Source organism: Streptomyces sp. NPDC029292, assembly GCF_055569295.1.
The window spans coordinates 74,010-89,596 of record NZ_JBVHXR010000015.1; the positions used below are offsets into that span (position 1 = coordinate 74,010).

The 15,587-nt window shown below is 69.3% G+C and carries 13 protein-coding genes; 3 read left to right on the forward strand and 10 right to left on the reverse strand.

Annotation, left to right across the window (positions count from 1 at the left end; genetic code table 11):
• Positions 1-103: 103 nt before the first annotated feature.
• From ACZ4WS_RS29485 to ACZ4WS_RS29495, 3 genes are all read right to left on the reverse strand, one after another.
• Positions 104-883, reverse strand: coding sequence for a crotonase/enoyl-CoA hydratase family protein (locus ACZ4WS_RS29485; protein WP_467985132.1), 780 nt, complete (start codon positions 881-883; stop codon positions 104-106).
• Positions 884-925: 42 nt separating this feature from the next.
• Positions 926-2,143: a CaiB/BaiF CoA transferase family protein gene (locus ACZ4WS_RS29490; protein WP_467985133.1), complete on the reverse strand. Its 1,218-nt coding sequence runs from the start codon at positions 2,141-2,143 to the stop codon at positions 926-928.
• An 82-nt stretch (positions 2,144-2,225) separates the two neighbouring features.
• Complete coding sequence (locus tag ACZ4WS_RS29495) at positions 2,226-3,515, reverse strand: acyl-CoA dehydrogenase family protein (protein WP_467985135.1); 1,290 nt, start codon at positions 3,513-3,515, stop codon at positions 2,226-2,228.
• 225 nt (positions 3,516-3,740) lie between these two features.
• Here ACZ4WS_RS29495 and ACZ4WS_RS29500 point away from each other — a divergent pair, with 225 nt between their 5' ends.
• Complete coding sequence (locus ACZ4WS_RS29500) at positions 3,741-5,168, forward strand: cytochrome P450 family protein (protein WP_467985137.1); 1,428 nt, start codon at positions 3,741-3,743, stop codon at positions 5,166-5,168.
• A 225-nt stretch (positions 5,169-5,393) separates the two neighbouring features.
• On the opposite strand, the gene ACZ4WS_RS29505 is transcribed toward ACZ4WS_RS29500, so the two are convergent.
• Positions 5,394-6,623 (reverse strand): SpoIIE family protein phosphatase, encoded by a 1,230-nt coding sequence (locus tag ACZ4WS_RS29505; RefSeq protein WP_467985139.1) that lies wholly within the window; start codon positions 6,621-6,623, stop codon positions 5,394-5,396.
• Between the two features lie 222 nt (positions 6,624-6,845).
• Entirely contained in the window at positions 6,846-7,052 is a 207-nt protein-coding gene (locus ACZ4WS_RS29510) for a hypothetical protein (protein WP_467985141.1), read from the reverse strand.
• Between the two features lie 733 nt (positions 7,053-7,785).
• Between ACZ4WS_RS29510 and ACZ4WS_RS29515 the strand changes: the two genes are divergently transcribed.
• Positions 7,786-8,772 carry a 3-hydroxyacyl-CoA dehydrogenase NAD-binding domain-containing protein gene (locus tag ACZ4WS_RS29515; RefSeq protein ID WP_467985143.1) on the forward strand — a complete coding sequence of 329 codons (987 nt, stop codon included), beginning with the start codon at positions 7,786-7,788 and terminating at the stop codon, positions 8,770-8,772.
• Complete coding sequence (locus tag ACZ4WS_RS29520) at positions 8,769-9,671, forward strand: SMP-30/gluconolactonase/LRE family protein (protein WP_467985145.1); 903 nt, start codon at positions 8,769-8,771, stop codon at positions 9,669-9,671. The genes ACZ4WS_RS29515 and ACZ4WS_RS29520 overlap by 4 nt, the downstream gene beginning before the upstream one ends.
• A 243-nt stretch (positions 9,672-9,914) precedes the next feature.
• On the opposite strand, the gene hypE is transcribed toward ACZ4WS_RS29520, so the two are convergent.
• The 5 genes from hypE to hypB are packed head-to-tail and all read right to left on the reverse strand — an operon-like array spanning position 9,915 to position 15,584.
• On the reverse strand, positions 9,915-10,994 hold the full coding sequence (hypE, locus tag ACZ4WS_RS29525) for a hydrogenase expression/formation protein HypE (protein ID WP_467985147.1): 1,080 nt from the start codon (positions 10,992-10,994) through the stop codon (positions 9,915-9,917).
• Positions 10,987-12,114: a hydrogenase formation protein HypD gene (gene hypD, locus ACZ4WS_RS29530; RefSeq protein WP_467985149.1), complete on the reverse strand. Its 1,128-nt coding sequence runs from the start codon at positions 12,112-12,114 to the stop codon at positions 10,987-10,989. The genes hypE and hypD overlap by 8 nt, the downstream gene beginning before the upstream one ends.
• Positions 12,114-12,416 (reverse strand): HypC/HybG/HupF family hydrogenase formation chaperone, encoded by a 303-nt coding sequence (locus ACZ4WS_RS29535; RefSeq protein WP_078940167.1) that lies wholly within the window; start codon positions 12,414-12,416, stop codon positions 12,114-12,116. Before ACZ4WS_RS29535 ends, hypD begins: the two co-directional genes overlap by 1 nt.
• 31 nt (positions 12,417-12,447) lie before the next feature.
• Positions 12,448-14,832 carry a carbamoyltransferase HypF gene (gene hypF, locus ACZ4WS_RS29540; RefSeq protein ID WP_467985152.1) on the reverse strand — a complete coding sequence of 795 codons (2,385 nt, stop codon included), beginning with the start codon at positions 14,830-14,832 and terminating at the stop codon, positions 12,448-12,450.
• On the reverse strand, positions 14,829-15,584 hold the full coding sequence (gene hypB, locus ACZ4WS_RS29545) for a hydrogenase nickel incorporation protein HypB (protein ID WP_467985154.1): 756 nt from the start codon (positions 15,582-15,584) through the stop codon (positions 14,829-14,831). Before hypB ends, hypF begins: the two co-directional genes overlap by 4 nt.
• Between the last annotated feature and the right edge of the window lie 3 nt (positions 15,585-15,587).

Here is a 15,587-nt window from a genome sequence, read left to right on the forward strand (position 1 = left end):
CGGACGGTGGATTGCTCAGTCATCGTTGGGCGCCCTTTCTTGCGGTGCGGAGGTGGCTGTGCCTGGGCGGGGGCCCGCCGGCATCTGTCGGGCGGGGCTGGTGTCAGCGGCCCTGCCAGTGCGGTGGGCGCATTTCCGCGAAGGCGTGGGCGCCCTCCTGCGCGTCGTGGGACGCTAGAACCGGTGCGACGATCCGGTCCTGCTCGGCGAAGGCGTCCTGGTCGCTGAACGCTCGCCGCTCGTTGACAACGCGTTTGACGGCTGCCACGGCCAGGGGCGCGTTGTGCGCGATGCTGGTGGCCAGTTCCAGGGCCCGCTTCAGGGCCTGGCCCGGTTCCGTGAGGTAGTTGACCAGGCCGAATCGCTCGGCGCGCTCGGCGGGCAGAGGCTCGCCGGTGAGCAGAAGCTCCAGGGCGATGTTGCGCGGGATGCGCTCGGGCAGGCGCACCATGCCTCCTTCGGGCGGCACGATGCCGTAGTGGACCTCGGTCTGGCCGAAGGTGGCGTTCCGCGCGGCCACGATCATGTCGCAGGCGAGCGCCATCTCGGTTCCACCGCCCAGCGCATAACCCTCGACGGCGGCGATGAGCGGGGTCTTGATCTGGGCGCGTGTGATGCCGGCGAAGCCCCGTCCGTCGACGATGGGCCTGTCTCCGGCGGCGAAGGCCTTGAGGTCCATGCCCGCGCTGAAGACACCGTTGGCCCCGCTGATGATGCCGACCCTGAGGTCGTCGCGGGACTCGAGGCGGTCGACGGCGGCGGCAAGGGCCCGGGCGGTGGCCCCGTCGATGGCGTTGCGGGCCTCCGGCCGGTCGATCGTGATCACGAAAATGCCGTCGATTTCCTCAGTCCGTACGGTCGGCGTGTCCGTGGCCGTGGTCATGATGGTGTTTCCCTTCTTCTGTCGCGCTGCTGAGCTGTGGCTTCAGTCGATGGCTTCGACCTTGCGCAGCTCCTTGATTCCGGCGGCGTCGAAGCCGAGGTCGCGGAGCACGGACTCGGTGTGTTCGCCCAGGTCGGGGGCCGGGCCCGGACGGACCTTCTGTTCCTGGTCCAGCCGGACGGGACTGTCGATGGTCAGGTGCGGCTCGTCGCTGCCGTCGTCGATCGGTACGAACACCCGGTTGGCGAGGAGCTGAGGGTCCTGGGCGCACTCTTCGAGCGTCTGGACGACGCCGTACGTGAGGCCCGCGGTGTCGAGCACCTCGCGCCACTCGGCCAGGGAGCGAGTCGCGAACGTCGTGTCCAGCAGGGCGACGATCTCGGCGGCGTGAGCGCGGCGGCTCGGGGTGTCGGCGTAGCGCGGGTTCTCCGCTGCCTCGGGATGCCCGATGGCCCTGAGGAAGGGCGGGACCTGCTTGTCCTCGTTGACGAAGACGAGGACGATCCAGCGGTCGTCTGCCGTGCGGTACATGTTCCCGAGCGCGTTGGGCGGGTCGGACCGGTCGATGGGGCGGGGAGGCTTCGCCCCGACCAGTACGGCTTGCAGCCACATGCTCGCCGCCCAGGCGCCTTCGGCGAGCAGCGAGGCTGTGACGCGTGAGCCCTGGCCGGTCTTCTCCCGCCGGTACAGCGCGGTCATGATGCCGGCGAACAGCGTGATCGCCGTGCAGTGATCGCCCGATCCGAACGCGTTCATGGCCGGCGGCACGTCCCTTTGGCGTGTGAGGTCCATCAGGCCGCTGCGCGCCCAGTACGCCGTCACGTCGAAGCCGGGCAGATGCGCATCCGGACCTTCCTCGCCGAAGCCGGTGACATCGGCGTAGATCAGCCGGGGATTGAGGGAGGCCAGAGCGTCGTACTCCAGGCCCAGCTTCTCGCGCGTCCGCGGCGGGAAGTTGGTCACCAGCACATCGGCCCACCGCACCAGACTCTCGAGCACGGGCCGGGCGCCGGGCGACTTGAGGTTGAGCGCGATGCTGCGCTTGTTGCGGTTGTCCAGCTGCCAGGGGTAGTTGACCCCTTCGACTTGGGGGTTGGGAGGGATGCGGCTGAGCGAACGGTATGCGTCGCCCACGTGCGGGGGTTCCACCTTGACGACGTCGGCGCCGAAGTCACCGAGGACGGTGGCCGCGGCGGGCCCGGCGATGAAGCTCGCGAGATCGACGACGTGCAGTCCCTCCAGGAGGGGCGTGTTGCTCATGACTACTCCTTTTCCTCAGTGGGGTCGCACGCGGCGCCCGGGGTTGACCCGCTGTCACGCGGCGCCGCGATACACGCCGGGGTCAGTGGCTCGGCGCCACAGGCACGAAGGCGTTGTAGCCGGTGATGTCGCGGCCGACGATCAGCGCCTGCACGGTGTCGGTGCCCTCGTAGGTGGAGATGGCCTCGATGTCGCACAGGTGCCGGGCCACGTGGTAGTCGAGCAGGATCCCGTTGCCGCCGAGCATGTCGCGGGCGTCGGCGAGGATGGCCCGTGCGCGTTCGCTGTGGTGCATCTTGGCCAGCGCGACCCGGGGCATCGAGTACTCGCCCTCGTCCAGGAGCTGGCTGAGCCGGAACTGCATGCACAGCATGTCGGTGATGTCCGCCAGCATGCGGGAGAGCCGGTACTGGATGAGCTGGAAGGCGGCCAGCGGCATCCCGAACTGCTTGCGCTGCTTGGCGTAGGCCAGAGCCGTCTCGTAGCCCGCGATAGCGGCGCCGATCGACTCCCAGGCGACGCAGAAGCGCGAGGCCAGCAGGACCTTTTCGGTGTCGCGGAAGGTGTTCACGTTCGCCAGCCGGTTCTCGGCAGGCACCCGGACGTCGGTGAGGGAGATCTGCGCGTTCTGCACACAGCGCAGAGCCGTCTTACCCTTGATGACCTGGGCGTCGAACCCGGGCGTGCCCTTTTCCACCACGTAGCCGCCCACGTGCCCGTCCTCCCCACGGGCCCAGATGATCACGTAGTCGGCGAAGGTCGCGTTGCCGATCCACCTCTTGTAGCCGTTGAGGACGTAGGAATCACCGTCCCGGCGCGCGGTCGTCTCCAGCTTGACCACGTCCGTGCCGTGCGCGGGCTCGGTCAGACCGAAGGCTCCGATCTTCTCCAGGCGCGCCATCGGCGGCAGGAAGCGCTGCTTCTGCTCCTCGGAGCCGAGCAGTGCGATCGACATCATGGCCAGGGCGGAGTGGACCCCGGCGAACGTCGAGATGCTCAGATCGCCGCGGGCCAGTTCGAGGATCACCAGGCCGGCCGTCACATTGCTCATCCCCGGGCAGCCGTAACCGGAAATCTGAAAGCCCGCGATGTCCAGCTGCGCCAGCTTGGGCACCAGCTCGAAGGGGAACTCCGCCCGCTCCCAATACGGGTTGATGACCGGGCTGACCTCCCGGTCCATGAACTCGCGGACCTTCTTCCGAAGGTCCCGCTGCTCGTCGGTGAGCAGGTTGTCCAGCAGGTAGTAGTCGGAGTGCTCCGGTCCGCCCAGTACCGGCGGCTCCACCCCGGACGACTTTCCGTTGCCGCTCGGGAAAGCGTCGTTCGGGATGGTCTGGCCCGGGTCGACTGCTGTGCCGCGTGTCGCCTTCATGTTCCGCTCCTTCCGATCGGGGATCCGATTGCGTCGGTGAGAACGACGCTAGGAGCGAGCAGCGGCACGGCCATTGGGCGCGGAACACAACATCTGGTTACAAATTGGTACCTCTAACCCAATTCGCCCGATAGTGCCTGCGCGTCAGCCTTGCACCACGGCTCGGGGAGAGCCGCGGCGCCGTCTTGGCTGCCCGAGCCGACACCACGATCAGAGGAAACGAACATGACCACACCCGACGCATGGGTCGGACTGCTTCCCCCGAGCTTCGACCCGGACTACATCGAGCGCGCCGTCGTGCCCTACCTCTCGAGCAGCGAGTACGTGGGCGAACGACCCGCACTGCCCATGATTGATCTTGCCCTGAGCAAGGAGAACGCGGCTCCGCCCCACTTTTGGGGCATGCTCTACGACGGGTGGGCGCCCGACGCCAAGGAGGGCACCACAGTCTTCATCACGGGCTACGACCAGCGAGGTCCGGACAACGAGCGGAAGAAGATCTACGCTTCGGCGACCACACCCGACCTCTACGCAGCCAAGTACGCCCCCAAGGTCCACGGCTTCCTCGCCCGGCTCTACGCCGAGACCAACGCCGGCAAGCCGCTGATGCACGAGTACTACCAGAACTACTTCGACCTCTACTGGGACCTCCATCTCGGCGTCACCGGCGAGGCCGTCCCACCCGAGGTGCGGACGATCGGCACCAGCTTCACCGCCGTCCTCGGCCACTGGTATCCCACCGAGGACATCGTGCGGGAGAACATCATGCGGGTGCGCGAACTGCGCCCGCGGCTCAAGGAGTGGATCGACCGCCGGGTGCAGGCAGTGATCGACGGCGACGTTCAGGACTCGGAGGGCACCTTCGTCCACTACTGGCTCAAGAACGGCCAGGGCGGCGAGCACTTCCGCCGCGAGGACATCGTCTTCGAGTGCTTCCACAACTTCCTGGCGTTCAGTCAGTGGGGCAACACGCTGTACCAGACCATGGCCCTGCTGGAGGCCGGCCACGGCGACCCGGCCGTCAGGTCGTGGTTCGAGCGGACGATGACGAACAGCCCGGACACGGCGGACGGTGGCGCGTTCACCCCGCTCGACCGCTACGTGATGGAGCTCTTCCGCACGGTTTCACCGAACGGGGGCAGCCTGTCGACCGTGAGCACCGAGCGAGGTGCCGAGCCTCGCTCGGGCAGTGTTCTCACCCTGCACCCCTCGGCGAGCCGAGACCTCCGGCACTGGCGCAACCCGGAGGAGTTCGACCCCGACAGGTACCGGGCAGCGCCGACGACCGCCGACGACGCCGAGACGAGAAGCCGCCAAGCCGGGCTTGCGCGATGTCCCTTCCCACCCGCACCGTTCACCGTCAAGGACGGCCGCCGGGCAGAGATGACCAACAGCGCTTTCGGAGCCGTGTACGGAGTCGTCGACGGCACCGCGTACCCGGTCTGCGACACGGCCGGTTATGCGCCGTTCGGATTCGGCTACCGGCGCTGCGGCGGAGAGCAACTGACCACGGAGTTCGTCAAGGAGTTCCTGCGAACGGTGTGGAGTCGCGGGATCGAATTCACCACGCTCGACCTTGACCATCCGGAGAAAGTGCCCGTTTCACCGCGCACAGTCATCCACGACAACATCGGCTTCCGACAGGGTCCGTGAGAACCACAGCTTGAGACGCGGATACGCCGGAGTCTGCAACGGCGTATCCGCGCACCTGTGAGAAGAGCAGGGGGACTGTCCGCGCCGGCACAACCAACCAACGGGCGATCCCGTCGTGTTGCCGGGGGCGTCTGGTCGGCAGCATGGCAAACGAACGGGGGCCGGGCCGACCACAAGGCCGTCGCAGCCCCCGCGCGGGTTGCTGTCCCCCTCTTTGCCCCCTCCTCAAACCGGGCAGGGGTCGTAATGACCTGCCCGACTGCCTTGTGAGGGGTGCCCCGTCGTAGCAACTGGCCGCTCATCCATCCCGGCCGGCGGCGTCTGAGGCAGGGTCTGCTCGGTCCAAATCACCTTGCCGGCCTGCGTATGCCGCGTCCCCCAACGCTCGGCGATCTGGGCGACAAGAAGCAGACCGCGTCCGCTCTCGTCCGTGGTGGCCGCCTGACGCAGACGGGGGAACGCGGGGCTGGAGTCAAACACCTCACACGTAAGGGCGTGGTCACAGAGCAGCCGAAGGTGGATCGGTCCAGTGGTGTAGCGAATAGCGTTGCCCACCAGCTCGCTGAGGATCAGTTCGGTCGTGAAGACAAGGTCACTCAGACCCCAATGCGCAAGCTGGCGCGTGACAGCAGCACGCAGGTCCGCCACCGCCGCCGACTCGGCGGGCACATCCCAGTCGGCGACCTGATCAGGTCGCATGCCACGGGTGCGGGCGACCATCAGCGCGACGGCGCCGCCGGGGCGGACTGGGAGCAGTGCGTCGAGTACGGCCGCGCAGGTCTCCTCCGGGCCCACAACGCCGTTCCGGGTGGCAGCTCGGCTCAGAACCCTCCGCAGCAGTGCGAAACCGGCGTCGGCGCCCTTTCCTCGGCGTTGGATCAGGCCGTGGCCGTAGAGCACAAGTTGGCTGCCCTCGGGCACCTCCCACTCCGCAGTGGTGAAGGAGCCGCTGCCCAGGCCGAGGGGCGGCCCGGCGGGCACGTCGGGGAAGTCCACCCGGCCATCGGTGCTTATCACGGCGGGCGGCCGATGCCCGGCCCGGGACACCGCGCAGTGCCGGGAGACCGGATCGTAGACCGCATAGAGACATGTCGCTCCCCTGAAAGACCCCGCCCATTCGTCAGGGCGCTGGCCCCACCGGGTCGCGAGATGATCGAGGCGGCCCAGGAGTTCGTCGGGCGGCAGGCCGCTCGAGGAGAGGTTGCGGACTGCGCCGCGCAGCCGGCCGATCCAGGCGCGGGCACGCGGGCCGTAGCCCACAACACTGCCCACGGCCATGGCCACGCGATTCTCGGGCAGCGCAATGAGCTCGATCCAGTCGCCCGATGTCTCCGATCGTGCAGGCCGATAGCGGACTGCCACGTCGACAGCGTGCTGGGCGATCGGGCTCCGGGAGGCGTGGGGCATCTCGAGGGATGACGTTTGTGGCGTTTCCGCGGACATAGTCGCGTTCATGTCCTGCTCCTTGTGAGTTTGCGGGATCGGATCGGATCCGTGAACCCGACGCTAGGCGTGCAGGGCACGAAAGCCACTGGGCGCAGAACACCACCTCTCGATTGAGGTTTGTACTAACGAGCCAATCGACCTTCACTTCGTCGTCTTGGCCCTCAACGGCCTGCAACACAGCAGGCGTTCCCGGCCGGGAAACCCCGGCCGGGAACGCCTGCCCTGGTCTTATTAGCCGCCGTCACCCCAACCGTCGCCGTCGTCGCCGTGGCCCCAGCCGCCGCCGTCGCCGTGACCGCCGCCGTGAGCCGAGTAGCCGACTTCGTGGCTCTGCTCCGACGCCGACGCCGTGCCGACCCCAATACCGGTGCATGCGAGGACAACTGCGGCGGAGGTGACGGCTGCCAGACGACCGATGCGGGACACATGTGCACTCATAACGTTCCCCTTTCAGAACTGAGCAACTAGCCGACACGGGGGCGACATTCTTTGTCGATAACGCGTCCAGCTACGCGTCCATTGCTTCCGCGAGTACGGGTGTTCACGTAGCCGGTGCCACAGATCCGTGGGCACATCCTCCGTGCTGTCCACCACGCTATGGGCGGACGTGAGGCGATCCATCAGACGCAGAACACGAGAAAGGCAGCACCATTCGTATCCGGGACCCAACATTGGTCACCGAGGGGAGCACAGTGCCGCGGCCAGACCGCGGGCGGTGCCTTTGCGGTGGCGGTTGACGCCCCACAGCCGGTAGTCGCCGGCACGTCCATGCCGCATCGAGACCCTGCTCCCCCACCCGCTGGACGAACGCCAGATCCAGATCCGCTGCCGCCGGCCCACTACGACGGTGCTGCCGTGCTCCACCGGGAACAGCGCTGATCAAGTGCCCTGTACCGCGATACCAAGGAAACGCTCGAATCCTGGGCGCGCAGCCCGATGCGCCGGCATTCCCGCTGGCCGAGGGTTGCCCCATGAACACCGCACAACCCCTCGCACGCATCGACGTCCACCAGCGCTCACGAGCGGGCTGATGGCGAGCGAGGACGCGCGGGAAGGCGCGCGGGCGTTCGCCGAGAAGGGCGCCCCGTGTGGCACGGCCGCTGATGCCGGTCACGTCAGTCGCCCCCCTCCCCCACAACCCTTGTCAAAGTTTCAGGAGCAGTGACCAGCCATGAAATCGCACAGGCCCGTCCACCACGTGGCGATCGTCGGCACCGGCACCATCGGTGCGAGCTGGGCGACGCACTATCTCGTCCGCGGCTTCGACGTCACGGCGACCGACCCCTCCCCCACCGCGGAGACGGCCCTGCGGTCGTACGTGGAGGCGGCATGGGACGCGGCTGCCTCGATCGGGCTCGCGCCCGAAGCCTCGCCCGAGCGCCTGAGCTTCACCGCGGACCTGCGTCAGGCCGTCGCGGACGCCGATTTCGTACAGGAGAACGCACCTGAGCGCCCGGAGCTCAAGGTCAAGCTGTTCGCCGACATCGACGACGCCTCACCTCCCGACGCGATCATCGCGTCGAGTTCGTCGGGCATCACGATGAGCGTCATCCAGGCCGAGTGCCGGCGTCCGGAACAGACCGTCATCGGTCATCCCTTCAACCCACCGCACATCGTCCCGCTGGTCGAGGTCGTCGGCGGGACGAGGACCGCTCCGGAGACGATCCAGGACGTCATGTCGTTCTACGCCGCGATCGGCAAGAAGCCGGTTCACCTCAAAAAGGAACTTCCCGGGCATGTCGCCAACCGTATCCAGGCCGCGCTGTACCGCGAGGTCGTGTACCTGGTCCAAGAGGGAGTGCTCGACGTGGCGGACTCCGACGACGCGGTGTCCTGGGGGCCGGGGCTCAGATGGGGTGTCATGGGCCCCCATCTGCTGTGGCATCTCGGCGGTGGAGAGGGCGGCATCCAGCACTTCATGGACACCCTCATGCCCCGGATGGTGGCGTCCTGGCAGGAACTGGGCACCCCTGAGTTCACGCCCGAGCTCGAGGAGACGATCGTCAACGGTGTCCTGAAAGAGGCGAACGGCCACTCGGTCGACGAGCTGGCCGCCCGGCGCGACGCGATGCTCTCGGCCCTGCTGGCTGTGCGCTCCCAGCACGACCCGTCCGGCCCGAGCGCCGCAGCCGGTCCCGAGACGAAGGAGGGATCGTGACGCAGCGCCAGGAAAGACTGTTCGTGCTCGAGGCCAGCAGTGGCGGTCGCCTGTTCTCCGTGAACCCCGACGGCTCCGACAAGAAGGTCGTCGTCACCGGGTGCAGGCTCCCTGACGGGGTCGCCGTCGATGTCGTGGCCGGGCACATCTACTGGACGAACATGGGCCTTCCGCCGGAGAACGACGGCTCGATCGAACGCGTGGACCTGGACGGAGGCAACCGAACGACGATCGTCCCGAGCGGCGTCACGCACACGCCGAAGCAGCTGTATCTCGAGGCCGCCGGCCGGAAGCTGTACTGGGGCGATCGCGAGGGCATGCGCGTGATGCGCTGCGACCTGGACGGCTCGCACGTCGAGACCCTCGTGCAGACGGGACAGGGAGAGAACGACCGCCGCGACGAGACCAGGTGGTGCGTGGGAGTCGCCGTCGACTCGGTCGGCGGACACCTCTACTGGTCACAGAAGGGCCCCAGCGACGCTGGACTCGGGAAGATCCTGCGGGCCGGAATCAACCCGCCCGCCGGGGAGGGAGCGGCCGAACGCGGCGACATCGAGGTGCTGTTCGAGGGGCTGCCGGAGCCGATCGACCTGGAGCTCGACCTCGTGGAGGGCATGCTGTACTGGACGGATCGCGGGGACCCGCCGCGGGGCAACAGCGTGAACCGCTCGCCGATGCACCCGCCGGACGGGCAGCGGACGCCCGAGATCCTCGTGACCCACCTGATGGAAGGCATCGGCATCACCCTCGATCCGGACGGCGGCAGCATGTACGTGACCGACCTGGCCGGGAACGTCTACGCGGCCGGTCTCGACGGATCGAACCGGAGAGAGATCCTCGTCGCGCAGGGCAACCTCACCGGCATCGCCCGCGCCGTGCTGACCGGAGCGAGGGTCTAGCTGCAGTCATCCTCTGCAACTGGGGGCATGCGCTCCAGCACGCCGGACAGCGTGACCGGGCGGCGATGGCATATCGAGCCGTTCTCGCATATTTGCCCGCCCATGCACGGGCCCTTCGGGCCCTCACTGAATGACGGCACATGCGGATGGATCATGAGACAGCCTTCGCGGGGCAAGCGGGGAGTACGGCGACGCGGACAGATCGGCGCCTGGACGGCCGCTCCTCGACGAGCGACGCCCCTGTCAGCAGATCCGCGGCAGTTGCTCCCCGATCGGCAGATCGACCACCCGCGTTCCCCCCAGGCCGGTCCGTGCCACGACCATGCCGGGATGCGCCTCGACGGCCTCACCGATGATCACGGAGTCCGCGCCCAGAGGATGGGCTCGCATCGCCTCGAGGACGGCGTCGGCGTGCTCGCGCGGGACGAAGGCCACCAGCTTGCCCTCGTTGGCGATGTACATGGGGTCCAGTCCGAGAATGGCGCAGGCGTTGGCCACGGCCGGCGGGACCGGGACGTCGCGTTCCCGGATGACCACCCCGGTGCCGGAGGCCTCCGCGATCTCGTTGAGCGCGGCCGCCAGGCCACCTCGGGTGGGATCGCGCAGCACGTGCAGATCCGGGGTGACGGCCAGCATGGCGTCGACCAGGCCACCCAGCGCCGCGCAGTCGCTCTTGATCTCCACTCCGAATTCCAGGCCCTCGCGCACGCTCATGACCGCCACCCCGTGGACACCGATGGCGCCGCTGACGATCACGACGTCGCCGGGGACGACCCGCTGCGGACGCAGATCGACGCCCGCCGGAACGAGACCGATGCCCGCCGTGTTGATGAAGATCCCGTCACCGTGGCCGGCCTCCACCACCTTGGTGTCCCCGGTGGCCACCTCCACACCGGCGGTACGCGCGGCCGCACCCAGCGCCTCGGACACCCGCCTGACCACGTCCAGCTCGACGCCTTCCTCCAGGATGAATCCGCAGGAGAGGTAAGCGGCGCGGGCGCCGCTCATGGCGAGGTCGTTGACGGTGCCGTTGACCGCCAGGTCACCGATGCTGCCGCCGGGGAAGAACAGCGGCCGCACCACGTAGGAGTCGGTGGAGAACGCCAGCCGGGCACCGCCCAGGGAGAGGACGGCGGCATCACCCATCTGGGCGAGCACCTCGCCCCCGAAGGCGGGTGCGAAGATCTGCTGGACCAGCTCGGCGGAAAGGGCTCCACCGCCGCCGTGGCCCATGACGACGCGGGGCAGATCGCGTACCGGTGCCGGGCACGTCCACGCTTCGAGGTCCAGGGCGGGGACGGGGAGATCGGTGATGTCAGACAACGGGGCTCGCCTCCCGGGCCGTGGTGGTGGGCACGTCCAGACGCCGGTAGAGGTAGTACGCCGCGCAGGCGCCCTCGCTGGAGACCATGGTGGCTCCCAGGGGGGTGCGAGGGGTGCACAGGGTGCCGAAGGCCTCGCACTCGTGCGGCTTGAGCAGCCCCTGCAGGACCTCTCCGCTGCGGCACTCGGCGGGTTCGGCCGTCTGAATTCCGCTGACCGCGAAGCGGTACTCGGCGTCGTGGTCGCGGTACTTCGACGACAGCCGCCAGCCACTGTCGGGGATCACCCCGATGCCGCGCCAGGCACGGTCGGTGACCTCGAAGACGTCCTCCAGCATGGCCCGGGCGGCCGGGTTGCCCTCCGGGCGAACGGCCCGGGCGTAGGCGTTGTCGACGGTGTGCTCACCGCGTTCCAGCTGACGGACGGCCCGGCGCACACCTTCGAGGATGTCCAGTGGCTCGAAGCCCGTCACGACGATCGGAACGCGGAAGCGTTCCGCCAGTTCCGGGTACTCCTCCACGCCCATCACGCTGCAGACGTGCCCGGCCGCGAGGAAGCCCTGCACACGGCAGCTCGGCGACGACATGATCGCCTCGATGGCCGGCGGTACGCGGACATGGGACACCAGCATGCTGAAGTTCGGGATGCGCAGCTTCCGGGCCTGATGGACCGTCATGGCGTTGGGGGGTGCCGTCGTCTCGAAGCCGATGCCGAAGAACACCACCTCGCGGTCCGGGTTCTGCCGCGCGATCCGCAGCGCGTCGAGCGGCGAGTAGACGACGCGCACGTCACCGCCTTCCGCGCGGACCTGGAACAGGTCCCGTCCGGTGCCCGGCACGCGCAGCATGTCGCCGAAGGAGCAGAAGATCACCTCCGGCCGGGAGGCGATCTCCAGAGCCTTGTCGATGACCTCCAGCGGGGTCACGCACACAGGGCAGCCCGGCCCGTGGATCAGTTCGACCTCCGCCGGCAGGAGTTGGTCGATGCCGTGGCGAATGATGCTGTGCGTCTGCCCTCCACACACCTCCATCAGGGCCCACGGCCTGGTCACCGTGGCGTGGATGTCGTCGAGGAGCCAACGCGCCAGCTCCGGGTCCTGGAACTCGTCGATGTACTTCACTACTTGCGCACCTCTTCCACCGGGTCCACGCCCGCCTCCGCCGCCGCCGTCTCCCAGGGGTCGCCGAACTCCTCCTGCAACATGCCGAGTTCGGCGAAGAGTTCGAGCGTCTGCCGCGCCGACTCCTCGTCCAGCCGTTGCAGGGCGAACCCGACGTGGACGATGGCGTACTCGCCGACCTCGAGGTCGGGCAGATACTCCAGGCACACCTCCTTGACCACGCCGCCGAAGTCGACGGTGGCCATCCGGGTGCCGTCCCGTTCCTCGATGTCCAGCACTCTGCCGGGTACCGCCAGGCACATGAGCCTCTCCTCGCTGTGGGTCGCGCGTTGCTCAGTCGGTGGGAGTGGCCCGGGCGGCCACCATCAGCTGGCCCAGCGCCAGGCCGCCGTCGTTGGGCGGCACCAGGTGGTGCCGCAGGACCGTGAAGCCGTCCTCGCGCAGAGTTGCGGCACAGGCCGAGGAGAGCAGCGTGTTGGCGAACACGCCTCCCGTCAGGGCGACCGTGTCCAGCCCGTGCCGCTCTCGCGCCCGCGCGCAGAACCGGTGCACCAGACCGGTCACGCTCCGGTGGAAGCGAGCCGCGACGAGGGCCGGCTCGACGCCCGCGCGCAGGTCTCCGACGATCGCCGCGAGCACGGGTGCCGGATCGGCCCGTACGGCGCCGCCTCCGTTCTCCTGCGCCGCGTGCAGGGCGAAGGCGTACGCGGTGGTGTCCTCGGCGGGTGCGTGCAGAGCGGCGCCCTCCAGCTCGACGGCGGCCTGTGCCTCGTATCCGGCTCGGTGGCACACCCCGGCGAGGGAGGACACGGCGTCGAAGAGCCGGCCCATGCTGGACGTGGGGACGCAGTTCAGGCCGCGCTCCAACTGCCGTTCCAGTAGGCGGAGTTCGTCGGGCGGGCAGGCAGCCGTACAGGCGAGGTCGTCGGACCAGCCGATCCCGGCCGCCCGCAGATGGGCCAGCGCCATGCGGTACGGCCGGCGCACCGCGGCGTCGCCACCGGGCAGCGGGACGTACGCGAGGTGCCCGAACCGGGTGAAGCGGTCATAGTCGGCGAGCAGGAACTCCCCGCCCCACACGGCGCCGTCGTCGCCGTGGCCCGTACCGTCGAAAGCGACGCCGATCACCGCCCGGGTGCCGTCCAGCCCGTGCTCGGCCATCGCGGCGGCGACGTGCGCGTGATGGTGCTGGACGCGCACGACGGGCCGGCACGCCGCGTTCCGGTCGGCCCACCGGACGGAGCGGTAGCCGGGATGCCGGTCGGACACCAGGGTCTCGGGCCGCACCCCCGTGATGGACTCCAACTGCGCCGCCGCGCGCTCGAAGGCCCGCTGCGTACCGATGTCGTCCATGTCGCCGATGTGCGCCGACAGCCAGGCGCGACGGCCCGCCCCCAGACAGAAGGCGTTCTTCAGGTCTCCGCCGACGGCGAGGGCCGGCCGCACGGGCAGCGGGAGGGATACCGGCAACGGGGCGTAGCCACGGGAGCGGCGGATCACCAGCGGCTCCCCGTCGCAGACGCGGACCACGGAGTCGTCGCACGGGACGTGGATCGGCCGGTCGTGCGTGAGCCAGGCGTCGGCCAGGTGCGCGAGCCGCTCCAGCGCCTCGGTGTCGTCGGTGACGATCGGCTCACCGGACGCGTTGCCGCTGGTCATGACGAGCAGCCGGGGGCCGTCCGCGTCGCCGGGCAGGCCGAGCAGCAGATGGTGCAGGGGCGTGTACGGCAGCATCACGCCGAGGTCGGGGCTGCCGGGCGCGACGGCCTCGGCGGGCAGCGGGTCCCCGGCTGCGTAAGACGGGTGCGGACGCCGTCTCACGAGTACGACCGGCCGGGCCCGGCCTTCGAGCAGGCCCCGCTCCTCGGGGCTCAGCCGGACGAGATGACGGACGTCGTCCGCGGTCCTGGCCATGACGGCGAACGGCTTGTCCCCGCGCGCCTTCCGGCGGCGCAGGAGGGCGACCGCCGCCTGGTTCGTGGCATCGCAGGCCAGGTGGTAGCCGCCCAGACCCTTCACGGCGAGGATCGAGCCCCGCGTCAGCAGTGTGCGCGCCTCCGTGACCGGGTCCGCCCCATCGACACTCCTGGCCCCTGACTGCTGGGCGACGAGCAGCCGCAGACGCGGCCCGCAGGCCGGGCAGGCGACCGGCTGCGCGTGGAATCGGCGGTCGGCCGGATCCGCGTACTCCCGGGCGCAGTCGGGGCACATCGCGAAGCCGGCCATGGTGGTGTTGGCCCGGTCGTACGGCACGCCGGTGACGATCGTGAAGCGCGGGCCGCAGTGTGTGCAGTTGACGAACGGGTGGCGGTACCGCCGGTCGGCCGGGTCGGCCAACTCGGCAAGGCAGTCGGCGCAGGTGGCGGAGTCCGGAGAGACCAGGGTGCGGGCCGGTCCGTCGGTTCGGGAGGTGAGGATGGTGAACGCGGTGCCGCCGGCGGGAGGCATCTCCCGGTGGTGGACGGACTCCACGCGGGCCAGCGGGGGTGCCTGGGCGGCGATCCGGTCGCAGAACCGGGCCACGGCCGAGGCGGTGCCCTCGACCTCCACAACGACGCCCTCGGGAGTGTTGGTCACATGTCCGGCCAGGGCGAGTTCGGTGGCGAGGCCGTACAGGTAGGGCCGGAAGCCCACGCCCTGCACCACTCCCCGGACGGTGACCCGGCGGCGTCGCGGAGTGTCCTCGGCGACGGCGGCCGGGGCTTGCGGACCTCTCACGAGTGGGTGTGGGCCATCGTGCCGGTGGCCTCCGTGTGCGCGTGGGTGTGACCGTGGTGATGAGGCAGCCGGGCCATGACCGGCGAGTGGACGGGTGCGCCGTCCGCGGCTGCCACCGCCCTGTCGAGCAGCGCGCCGACTCCCTGCCCCCGGCGTGCCGAGGTCAGGACCACCTCGACTCCGGGGTTGACCTGCTCCACATTCGCGCGGAACGCGGCCTCGTCGAACTCGACGGCCTCGGCGATGTCGGTCTTGGTGACCACGACCAGGTGGGCGAGGCCGAAGGCGGTGGGGTACTTGAGCGGCTTGTCCTCGCCCTCCGTCACGGAGGCGAGGGTGACCCTCAGCGTCTCCCCCAGGTCGTAGGAGGCCGGGCAGACCAGGTTGCCGACGTTCTCCACGAACAGCAGCCGCGTGTCGTCGGGCAGCCACCCGTCCAGGTGCCCGGCGAGCATCCCCGCCTCCAGATGACACAGTCCGTCGGTGAGCACCTGCTTGACGGGGACGCCCGAACGCGCCAGGCGTGCCGCGTCGTTCTCGGTGGCGAGGTCGGCGCTCAGCGCCGCGACGGGAACGGACCGCTCCCGTGCCCGCAGCAGTTCGCGCTCCAGCAGCGCGGTCTTGCCGCTGCCCGGACTGGACAGCAGGTTGACGACCGCGGTGCCTCGAGCCGCGAGGTGAGCGCGCAGTTCGTGGGCGCTCGCGTCGTTCTTCGCGAGTACGGCCTGCCGCAGGTCGACGACACGACACATGGT